General features: G+C 57.4%; 8 protein-coding genes. 3 read left to right on the plus strand and 5 right to left on the minus strand.

Features of this window, described 5'->3' with window-relative positions:
- Window positions 1–35: 35 nt before the first annotated feature.
- The 3 genes from G7066_RS09050 to G7066_RS09060 form a co-directional block, all read right to left on the minus strand.
- Window positions 36–3,038 (minus strand): UPF0182 family membrane protein, encoded by a 3,003-nt coding sequence (locus tag G7066_RS09050; protein ID WP_166330582.1) that lies wholly within the window; start codon window positions 3,036–3,038, stop codon window positions 36–38.
- 98 nt (window positions 3,039–3,136) lie between these two features.
- On the minus strand, window positions 3,137–3,358 hold the full coding sequence (locus G7066_RS17900) for a S16 family serine protease (protein WP_166330584.1): 222 nt from the start codon (window positions 3,356–3,358) through the stop codon (window positions 3,137–3,139).
- Window positions 3,359–3,390: 32 nt separating this feature from the next.
- Window positions 3,391–4,218 carry a YlbL family protein gene (locus G7066_RS09060; protein WP_166330586.1) on the minus strand — a complete coding sequence of 276 codons (828 nt, stop codon included), beginning with the start codon at window positions 4,216–4,218 and terminating at the stop codon, window positions 3,391–3,393.
- 450 nt (window positions 4,219–4,668) lie between these two features.
- Between G7066_RS09060 and G7066_RS09065 the strand changes: the two genes are divergently transcribed.
- Window positions 4,669–5,784 carry a zinc-dependent metalloprotease gene (locus G7066_RS09065; protein WP_244302861.1) on the plus strand — a complete coding sequence of 372 codons (1,116 nt, stop codon included), beginning with the start codon at window positions 4,669–4,671 and terminating at the stop codon, window positions 5,782–5,784.
- Between the two features lie 107 nt (window positions 5,785–5,891).
- On the plus strand, window positions 5,892–6,761 hold the full coding sequence (locus G7066_RS09070) for a hypothetical protein (RefSeq protein ID WP_166330588.1): 870 nt from the start codon (window positions 5,892–5,894) through the stop codon (window positions 6,759–6,761).
- Here the strand turns inward: G7066_RS09070 and G7066_RS09075 are convergent.
- Complete coding sequence (locus G7066_RS09075; RefSeq protein ID WP_166330590.1) at window positions 6,736–8,463, minus strand: ATP-dependent helicase; 1,728 nt, start codon at window positions 8,461–8,463, stop codon at window positions 6,736–6,738. The two genes, G7066_RS09070 and G7066_RS09075, sit on opposite strands and share 26 nt — an antisense overlap.
- Window positions 8,456–9,400 carry an NAD(+) diphosphatase gene (gene nudC, locus G7066_RS09080; protein WP_166330592.1) on the minus strand — a complete coding sequence of 315 codons (945 nt, stop codon included), beginning with the start codon at window positions 9,398–9,400 and terminating at the stop codon, window positions 8,456–8,458. Before nudC ends, G7066_RS09075 begins: the two co-directional genes overlap by 8 nt.
- A gap of 112 nt (window positions 9,401–9,512) precedes the next feature.
- On the opposite strand from nudC, the gene G7066_RS09085 reads away from it, so the two are divergent.
- The gene (locus G7066_RS09085) at window positions 9,513–10,361 is read left to right on the plus strand and encodes a phosphotransferase (RefSeq protein ID WP_244302862.1); all 849 of its coding nucleotides are present in this window, start codon (window positions 9,513–9,515) and stop codon (window positions 10,359–10,361) included.
- The last annotated feature ends 59 nt before the right edge of the window (window positions 10,362–10,420 follow it).

The raw sequence follows: 10,420 nt of genomic DNA on the forward strand, positions 1-10,420 counted from the left end.
TTGTGAGCGAAGGTGGGAGATTCCCACCTCGATCACTATTCTGCGTTCAGCGCCGCGTCGAGAGCCTCTTCAAGACGCTTGTCCGCCGCGCCATAAGCGGCCCAGTCGCCATCTTTCATGGCCTGGTCACGATCTTTCAAGGCGCTCTGCATTTGTTTCAGGGCGTCCTTCAGAGTCGAATTGGTATTCGTCGCTTTACCGGAGTCCTTGCTTTTCGTCTCGGTATTGCCCTCGTCATTTTGCTTTGCGGTATTGCCGTCACCAGCACTCGCTCCTGAGCTGCCACCAAACAGTGCGTCTAAGGCCCCGTCGAGGGTGTCTTCGAATGCTATGTCATCGCCAAATGAGACCAGCAGTTTCTGCAACCGTGGAATTCGTGTGCCCTCGGCAGCCTCAATGTACACAGGCTGAACGTAGAGCAATCCACCACCAACTGGCAACGTCAGCAAGTTGCCACTGATCACACGTGTATCTCCGGTTTTCAGAAGGTTCAACTCCGTGGATACCTTCGGGTCAGACCTAAAGCTATTCTGCACCTGACCGGGGGCTGGGATCGTGTCGCCCTTCGGCAGCACGAGCAGTTTGAGTACTCCGTAGTCTTTCGATACCTTACCCGCTTCAGAACCCGCGTTGGAGTTCGCAGCGAGGTATCCCGTAAGAATGTCACGGGTTGTCGCACCGCTGGCATCGGGAATATACGTCGAGTAGATCGAGTAGTTTGGCTCGACCTTATTGCCCGCGGAAAGCGTCAAGTAGTAAGGCGGTTGAGCGGGCGGGGTCACACCTTCGGCAACGGTCTTCACCGGGTCGTTAGGTGTACGCCACGCGTCTTCCTTGGAATAGAACGCCCCGGGATCAGTGACGTGGTACTTGCCCAGGATTTCACGCTGAACTTTGAAGAGGTCCGTTGGGTAACGTACGTGACTGAGCAGTTCACCACTCATGTCGCTTGCCTTCTTGAGAGTGCCCGGGAATACCTTTCCCCATGCTTTCAGAAGCGGATCTTCTGCATCCCACGCATAGAGCGTCACCTTGCCATCGTACGCATCAACCGTTGCCTTCACAGAGTTGCGAATATAGTTGATTGGTTTCGTCATGAGGCTTGTGCGCGGGTTCTCCGCATCAACAAGGGACTCGTTGAGGTCTTTCTGCTCCGAGTAAGGGTAGTCCGCGGAGGTTGTGTATCCGTCAATGATCCATACGATACGGCCGTCGACGACAGAAGCGTAGGGGGACTCATCGAGAGTCAGGTAGGGCGCAACTTTCTGCACGCGCTCGAGCGGATTGCGGTCGTAAAGAATTTGCGATCCGTCAACGACTGCTCCCGATAGCAGCACCTCCATGTCTTGGAATTTCAGCGCATAAATGAGCTTTGTGAAAATGTTGTTGAGCTCCGGGCCGCCGTTACCTTTGAACGTGGTGAGATTCTGGCGTTCAGAACTCGTCTCGGTCTGAGCGTTCTTTTTTGTGTCTTTGGAGTCCGCACTGGCTTCGGCGGGCTTTGCCGCCGAGTCTTTCTTCGCTTCATCTTCCGCGGTAATCTCTGCGCTACTCTCGGCATCGGTCGGGTAATCGACCTCGATCGCTTTGTCGCGCTTTCCACCCACGATGGAGTATTTTGGTGAGTCCATTCCGAAGTAGACCCTCGGCTCAAACTCACCGAGGCGACCCGTTGTTGGGATTCCACCCTCAAGGAAAACTGGCTCACCACTTGGTGAACGCTGATTGCCGTAGGCGGCAACAAGCCCGTAGCCGTGGGTATACACAAGGCTACGGTTGTACCAACCATCCTGAGCGGAAATATCAATGTCGCGAACAGCCGAGACGGTGTCTTCAACCTTGCCGTCGATTTCGTAGCGATCAACGTTGAGTGATTTCGGGAACTGGTAGTACTGTTTGCTCTGCTCAAGCTGCGCAAAGGTGCGAGAAATCACTTCGGGATCCATGATGCGAATGTTTGAGGTTGCAACGGCGTCATCTCGCAAAGCACCCTTTTCAGCAGTGGTGACCGCGTCATAGCGTTCGACCTGTACGTTATTCACCCCGTATGCTTCGCGAGTCGCATCGATGTTGCGAGAGATGTACTCAGCCTCGAGACTCTTCTCATCTGGCTTTACCTGGAACTGCTGCACAGCCCAGGGGTAGCCGACACCAATAACAATGCTCGAGACAAGGAAAAGAGCCGTCCCGACAACCGGCAACCGCCATTTTCCGGTAAACGCCGTAACCAAAAACAGCACTGCGACGATGAGCGCGATTCCAGCAAGGATCTGCTTACCCGGAATAACGGCGTTCACGTCTTGGAACATCGGCCCAGTGTGCAAACCACTTGGGTCGTTCAGTTTGCTGTACTGATCGAGCCACAGGCTCACTGCCTGCAGCAGCAAATACACCGTCGCCAGAATTGCTGCTTGGATTCGAGTCGACTTTGAGACGCGAATATCTCGCCCTGAGAACGAAATCCCGCCGTAAAGGTAACTGGTTGCGACTCCAGCGATCAACGAAATAAGAGTCACGGCCGACGCGAACCCGACAACCCCCTGCAAGATTGGCAAGCTGAAAAGGTAGAAGGAAATGTCAATGCCGAACTGGGCATCAGTCTTGCCGGTGGGGCCGCTGTTCATCCACAAAAGAACCTGCTGCCACTGGGAGGCTGCGCTCACACCTCCGAACAAGCCAATAACCGCGGGAAGCGCCCACTTAACGAGCCGACGCAGCGGTTCAAAAAGCTCTTGGTAGCGGTCAAGCTGAGCGGTGAGCCGCGCATACACCGGTCGCTTACGATACGCAATTTCAATTGCAAGGAACACGGGAACGGCCATGGCAAAGAAGCCGATCACAAACATGACGGCCGCCGCGATCCACTGCGTCATGAGCACCGGCAGGTATCCGACCTGCCGGAACCACAGCACCTCTGTAAGAACCGAGGCAACTGCCAAAAAGCCAAGAATCAGAAGGACCACAATCACAACGGTGATTGCGAGTGGCGAAACTCGGCGCTTAGGGGCGTCCGGCGCACCTACGGTCTGGTCGGTCACGTCGTATTACTTCCTGTCCAAAATGCACAGTGCTGTGCTCATAGGGTTTTGAACTACTGTATCGCTCGCCCCTGACAACGACACCGAGAAATGAAAATCTAGGGAGTCTCACACCGTTCTATCCCGGCAGGTTTCCCTCCCGCGGTGACCGTTTCAATTGCGTCGATAGCTTCATCAAGGTTATTCACCGGCGCAACGGTCATATCTGACGGGATCTGCGACGGTAGCTCCTGGCAGTTTTCCATCGGCATAATAAACAGATCACTCTTGGCTCGAGCAGCCGCCCACATCTTTTGAGTCAACCCGCCAATTGCGCCCACCTCACCGGAGTCGGTAATCGTTCCCGTGCCGCTTACGGTGAGGCCGTCAAGCAGCGGTTCGGGGTGAGCTGGTCGTAAATCCCCAGTGCAAAGATCATTCCTGCACTTGGGCCGCCAATCTGAGACAGACTGATATCTACTTTGGCCGGCAGGGTGTAACTGGTTGAGAGCACAGCCCCGATCATGGGCTCATCTCCCCCGTCCGGTATCCGCGGTGTCACCGAAACCGTCTGCTTTTCTCCGTCGCGTTCAATGACAATGCTCAGGGGGTTATCTGCTCCGGCAGAAACGATTGATTGACGCAGATCCACAAAATCAGCGATGCGCTTGCCGTTCACTTCAACAAGACGGTCACCTTTGCGGAGTATCCCCTCAGCAGGTCCGTTCTCAGAGACTCCGGCAACATCGAGATGCACAGATACCGGTTGCTTCAATTGCCGGAAGGCCGCTGCTGCCGCCTGCATCTGCGAGCTGTCCATAAGCACCGTGTTTGCGGCCTCACGGTCTTTTTCGCTCTCCCCTTCAGGGAAAAACTCGGATCGCGGCGCGACTCTCTGAGATGGATCGACCAGCGCCGGTATTAACGAAAGCCAACTCGCCGGATGCTCAGGCCCACCAACAATGGTTACCGTGAGCAGGTTGAGTTCACCAGATGTCGGGTAAGTCTTCGCATCCGAAATGCTGATAACCGGCATCGTTTCGTCTTTGATTTTGACATCACCGAGAGTGTCAACAACGGGCCCGGGCCGCTCAATGGCATACGGCGAGGGAATCACCGCAGCAAGAACGGTTAATGAGGCTAGTGTCGCGATCCCGAGCAACACCCGCATCTTGCGCCGTTCATGCCGCTCGTCGTACATGCCGTTCCTCTTTTCATGCGGGTTTGGATCGTGTTCGCAGTCGGCGCAACAGTTTTGCTGCCGCCCGGGTCAATCTAGCAGGCGGATTCGAGTGTGTTGCCGTAGCGTTGATACTGAGCATTTTGAGGAGAGCTGAATGAGCGCGAACGATCAGAACGACGCCAGCGACCAGAACGAAAACAACGACTTCGAGGATCTGCAGAAGATTCTGCGCGACATGCTCTCCGGCAATGGAGAGCCGAACGAATCGTTTAGCCCCGAGCAGTTCGCGAAGGCAGCTGGAATTCCGGCAGATCCCGCCACCATGCAGGGGTTATTCAACACTCTGCGCGGAGCCATGCAGCAGCCGACCGACGGCATCGACTGGTCAGCAGCGCGACGCACAGCAATAGAGGTTGCAAGCGACGGAAGCGCCGCCGGCGATCCTGCCCTGCGTTACGGGCCTTTCCCGTGGCCACACTCTGGCTCGACGAGGTCACCGAAATCGGTGCAACTCCCGATGCACCACGGGCCCTCTCGCGCATTGAGTGGGTGCAGCAGTCAGTTGACACCTGGATCAGTCTGGCGGAGCCCGTCGCAGAATCAGTAACCCAGGCACTCATGGAAGCACTTCAATCGCAAATGCCTGAAGAGCTCAGCTCAGCATTGCAGGGGGCCGCTCCAATGCTTCGAAGTGTTGGTGGGGCACTGTTTGCTGTGCAACTCGGAACCATTATTGGCAAGCTCTCAGGTGAGGTTGTTTCGGCGGGAGACATCGGAATTCCGCTCCTCTCCGGCCCAGGCAGAGAGGGCGGAGCTCTCCTCCCAAGTGGTGTTGCAGCCTTTGCAGAGGGACTTGATCAAGACACGGAGGCGGTCACCCTATATCTCGCGGTGCGTGAACTTGCGCACGCTCGCCTATTCCGTCACTCCAAGTGGCTACGGCTTCATCTACTTTCTGCGATTACGGATTACGCCCGTGGCATCAGCATCGACACCGATCGCATCGAAGAGGTCGCACGCGAGATAGATCCCTCTCAGCCCGATCAGCTTCAGGAGCTGCTCTCAAACGGCGCTCTCATTCCGCCCAAGAGTCCCGCGCAAGAGGCGGCCCACGCCAGACTCGAAACGATGCTCGCGCTGATCGAAGGATGGGTCGACGTGGTCACTGCAAACGCCGCGATGCGAATCCCCGGGGCCGATGCGATCGCAGAGATGGTGCGGCGACGTCGCGCAACCGGTGGTCCGGCAGAGCATGCGTTTAGCGCCCTTATTGGCCTTGAACTTCGACCGCGACGTCTACGTGATGCCGCCGCTCTGTGGCGGCTTGTCGGAGAGCGTGGGACGCCCGAGATACGTGACGGCCTGTGGGCTCATCCCGATCTCCTACCAACGATGGAAGAGCTCGATCACCCGGCACGATTGTTGGAGCGATTGGGTCTTGCAGGTGCGTCACCAGACAGCGAAGCCGACGACTTCGACGCCGCACTTGCCCAGTTGCTTGACGGCACACTTCCCCCTCATGACAAGGAGGCGGATAACGGGGACTCAAGTGACGGCGAGGATCAGTCCGACTCTGAGAAGTAGGGATTTGACTCCTCCACAGCAATCATTTTGGGCGTCATTCAATGGAACTCGTCACTTCACTGTGGAAAACCGCCAAGGGGCACTCTGACGGGGCCAGACTTCAAGGTATGACTTCCGCATTCGCCAAAATTGATACTGACTTCCCGATGGCGTGGGAAGACCTTGACACCCTTCGCTTCGGCTTCGAACGTGCCGAAGCGCGAGTCCATCATCCATCAGCGGGTCAGCAGAGATTTATTGCTTCATTGATGCGGGGCGTCGATACAAACAAAGTTGTTGCCGAAGCAAGAAGGGCCGGCGTAACCCCGCGCGAGGCGCATACTCTAGTCGCTGACTTGGCACCGGTACTGCGTTCTACTAACACGCCGATCACTACATCCTCCAGGGGAACAACCCTGCGAACGCTTCTATCTGATGACGGCCGGGAGGTTATCGGGTTTCGCGATGCGCTGCTCGCAACAAAGCTCTGCACACTCGAGAGCAAAAGCCCAGCAGAGAGTGATGCTTCGATTCGAGGCAACACCGTAAGGTCAACAGACCTCGTTGTTCTGGTGGAGCGATTCTTAGAACCGCTTGAAAGAGCCCAAAAATGGCTCATTGAGGAGTGCCCCCACCTTCCCGTACGGTTCAGCGATCGGGGCATCGTTGTTGGCCCCCTCATTCGCGCCGGGGGCAATCCATGTCACACCTGTGTCACGCTCACCCTGATTGATGCAGATCCGTCACTTCCGATGCTTGCCGCACAGTTGTACGGGAAAGCACCGGCCAGCGAGACGGAAGCGGGCGCGCACATGGCGGCGGCCTGGGCCGCGGTGCTCATTCGAGGCTGGAGAGATCAAGACGTTACCGTGCATTTCACACAGATTGACATTCCGATTACTGCCGGTGTGGTATCCGGTGCCGCTCGCATCCGTCGAGTAAATCCTCACCCTGAGTGCGCGTGCAACGCGCTCAACCCGTTATCCCAGCCTCCGTAATAAACCGTGATGGAGTGCGGCTTGCCCGTGTTGTCCCCGCCACTCCCGAGAGCCGGAGCACGTCACGGGCTCGGGTGAAGGCAACGTAACACAGGCGACGCTCTTCAGAGATGCCTGCCTCATCAACTGCGTGTGCAATAGGAAGCACTCCTTCGCTCATGCCAGCGACATGCACCATCGACCATTCCAACCCCTTGGCAGCGTGAATGGCGCTCAGTGTCACGGCTTCAAGGGTGGGTTCATGCTGTGCCCGCTGCCGCGCCAAGAGTTCCTCACTAAACTCGCGCATTCCGGTGCCTGGAGGCATCTCGTCAACAAGTGAGAGCAGTGCGTTGAGCGCCTCCCAGCTTTCGCGCTGCGCTGCGCTCTCGGGCGGCTTCGAATTCCAACCACTCGAACGGAGAACATCGCTCACAATTTGAAAAAGCGGCCTAGAGTCGTTCACCTTAGCTTCGCCGCGAACGAGCATGACTGCCTTTCGCACATCAGCCCGGTCAAAAAACCGCTGCGCGCCGTGGACGCGAACACTTATGCAACGCTGCCGCAGCGCCTCTTCAAACTGGGCAGACTGGGCGTTCGTGCGGTACAGCACGGCAATTTCGGACGCGGGAGTTCCCGAGGCAATCGCAGCTGCCACGGATCCGGCGACCGCGATCGCCTCGTCATGCTCACTCGCAAACCACTCAAAGGTCGGAAAAACTGTCTCGCCCACAGCGGGTTCGGAACTGTTGATCAGGGGCACACTGCTTGTGAGGTTCGGGCGAGAGGCACGCAGCGTCAGAGCGCCCGGGCGGTCACGCATCAGCTTGTTTGCGACACGCACAATCGGTTCGGTCGAGCGGTAGTTTCGCTCAAGCCGAATCTCCCGAGCATTAGGAAACTCAACGCCAAAACGAAGCAGGTAAGAGCTAGATGCACCAGCGAATGAATAAATCGTCTGGCTCGCGTCTCCCACAACACACACGTCATCGCGGGTTCCCAGCCACAGTTTCAGAAGCGCGTGCTGCAGTGGAGACACGTCTTGAAACTCGTCAACGGTAAAAAAACGATACTGCTCACGCACCTGATAGGCAACTCGCGGCTCGGTTTCGAGCATGCCAGCGAGCAACACCAACACATCCTCAAAATCAATCTGTCGACGCTGCTCGAGAAGCGTCGCGTATCCGCGTTGCACATCGAGCACCTGCTCAGCGGTAAATCCTTGCGGAATCGGTCGGTCTTCAATCACCGATTCGTAACCGTCAATACTCATCATCGAGGTTTTACGCCACTCAATCTCCGAAGCAATATCTCTCAGAGCTTCTCCGCTCGCGTGTTTACCCAGAGACTCAACCACCTGGGAAACGGCAGAGACCTTTCCAGAAAGAATCTGAGGAGCCGGCCCACCGACTTGTTCGGGCCAGAAGTGACTCAGTTGTGCTAGCGCCGCCCCGTGAAAGGTTTGCGCGCGCACGCCCTCCGCACCCAACGCTCGCAGACGCCCCTGCAGTTCCCCGGCGGCCTTACGCGTAAATGTTACGGCGAGCACTCGCGCAGGATCATACACCCCGCTTCGCACCCCATAGGCAATCCGGTGTGTAATTGCACGGGTCTTGCCGGTTCCAGCACCTGCGAGCACCGACACGGGACCTCGAAGGGCCTCCGCAATCTCACGCTGCTCCGGATCCAGTGCACTCAGTATCTCTTCGAGACCGTCAGACACCCTCGATCTCCTCATCGATCCAACGATCAATCATCCAGCGAGCGATCGACATCGGCATCGGGAGCCGAATCCCGGGAGCAGGGTGCCTCAGTTCCTCGCGACTGAACCAGCGCAGTTCAGAGATCTCTTCAGCGTCCGGTCGCAAGTCCTCCGGATCAGATCCCGCCTTGAGTTGCGCGCGAAACCCTACCATCAGCGACCGCGGAAACGGCCACGGTTGAGACGCAACAAAGGTGACGTTCTCAAGACGAACACCTGCCTCCTCGTATACCTCACGCAAGACTGTCTGCTCGAGTGATTCTCCTGCTTCCACAAACCCCGCGAGCAACGAAAAACGGCCGGATTCCCAGAGCGCATTCGATCCAAGGAGCACTTTGCCCTCGTGTTCAATCAACACGATGACGGCTGGATCGGTGCGGGGAAAGAGTTCTCCCCCTCGTGCCTCGCGGCGGGCCCACCCACCCAACTCGGGGGTAGTAGCTACTCCGTCACGCGGCGAAAACTCCTCCGCCTCATGCCAGTGCAGAAGCGCCGAGGCAACTGCGATCGCTTCGCACTCGACTTCAGCGAGTTCACTGCCAATTTCGAACGGGTGCCGCCAGGTTTCGCTAGCCCGACATTCGTCCCCTTCGACGCCATTGAGAGTCTCCCAAGTCTGCTCAGCCACGGCGAACACGGGAGCCGCATCGATCCTTCCGAGAAAGACAGCCCCAACACTTCGCTCAGAAATCGCGGTTGTAAAGGTGCCACGAGAGCGAACCCAAGCGAGCCGCAATTGTTCGTCGGAGTCACGCACAATCGGGACTTCGTTTCCCCGCAATCGCAGCACCATGGCCTCGGGATCTGCCCATGCGTCTTGCAGCTGTTCCGGGGTCGTTCGTGTAGCGGCATCCCGGTCAAGCAAACCCGTTGCAAACGGCGGCTGCGTCAGCCCCATAATTTCTCCCTCGGTGTTACTTCGTACTCTGGCCGTGTGAAAACGCTGCAGAGTGTGCATTGCTGCGCGTGGCGCACCTGCCGTCGTCATGCCTGTGCCTACGCTGATCTACATGGCCAGCATTCCTTTTACTCTAGCCGCGCTCGCGACCTCTGCGGTCCCCGACCTGGTGGTACTCGGAGTGAGTTTGGATGAGCAGGGTGAGGCATTCCGTTCTGCCGTAATCACCAATGGTATTGACGAGTTTCTAGTGAGGGTGCCACGTACCGAACTTGCTGAGGTGAGGCAGTCAGCCGAGTTATTAGGACTCGCCTCGCTGAACGAAGGATCGCGGGCGGTTCTTCCGTTTGAAGTCCCTGAAACGCTCGGAATGACCAGGGCCGGCGACACACGCGCTGTTGTCACCACCTTTATCGGCGGCGATCAGTTTGAGGTAGACCACTTGAAAGAGGATTCCTTGCTGCTCCAGCCGATCGCGGAGATGCTCGCCGCGATCCACGGCCTGCCCTTGAACGTAGCTCAGCAGGGCGGACTGCCGGTTCGATCAGCGCAGGATCTCAGGCTGCAGGCGACACGCGTCATTGACAGGGCTGAAGCCACTCGGTTGCTGCCTCAGACCGTGTTGGACCGTTGGAAACACGTCGTTGAGACCAGCGAGCTGTGGGACTTTGCTCCGACCATGGTGCACGGTTCTCTTGACGCGGATCACCTACGAATTTCTTCCGACCAGATTACCGGGGTTGTCGGCTGGTCTGAGCTTTCTGTCGGGGACCCCGCGAGCGACATGGCATGGCTATTGAACGCAGGATCCGAGGTGCTTGACGGAGTTCTCGCCCGCTACGCGAAGCTGCACACCTCAAGCTCAATCCCCATATTCGCGTTCGGGCGGCCCTGTATGCCGAATTGGAAATCGCGCGCTGGTTGTTCCACGGCATCGACACCCACGACGACACGATCGTGAACGACGCAGTAGGGATGCTCGACAGGCTCGTGGACACCATCGGAGTATTCGGCGAAAGA

Origin of the sequence: Leucobacter coleopterorum (genome assembly GCF_011382985.1) — a bacterium.
GTDB lineage: Bacteria > Actinomycetota > Actinomycetes > Actinomycetales > Microbacteriaceae > Leucobacter > Leucobacter coleopterorum.

Coding starts and splice junctions, on each gene's coding strand:
- G7066_RS09060 (WP_166330586.1), bottom strand. CDS start 4,218: ATGTACGACGAGCGGCATGAACGGCGCAAGATGCGGGTGTTGCTCGGG.
- G7066_RS09070 (WP_166330588.1), top strand. CDS start 5,892: ATGACTTCCGCATTCGCCAAAATTGATACTGACTTCCCGATGGCGTGG.
- nudC (WP_166330592.1), bottom strand. CDS start 9,400: ATGGGGCTGACGCAGCCGCCGTTTGCAACGGGTTTGCTTGACCGGGAT.
- G7066_RS09085 (WP_244302862.1), top strand. CDS start 9,513: ATGGCCAGCATTCCTTTTACTCTAGCCGCGCTCGCGACCTCTGCGGTC.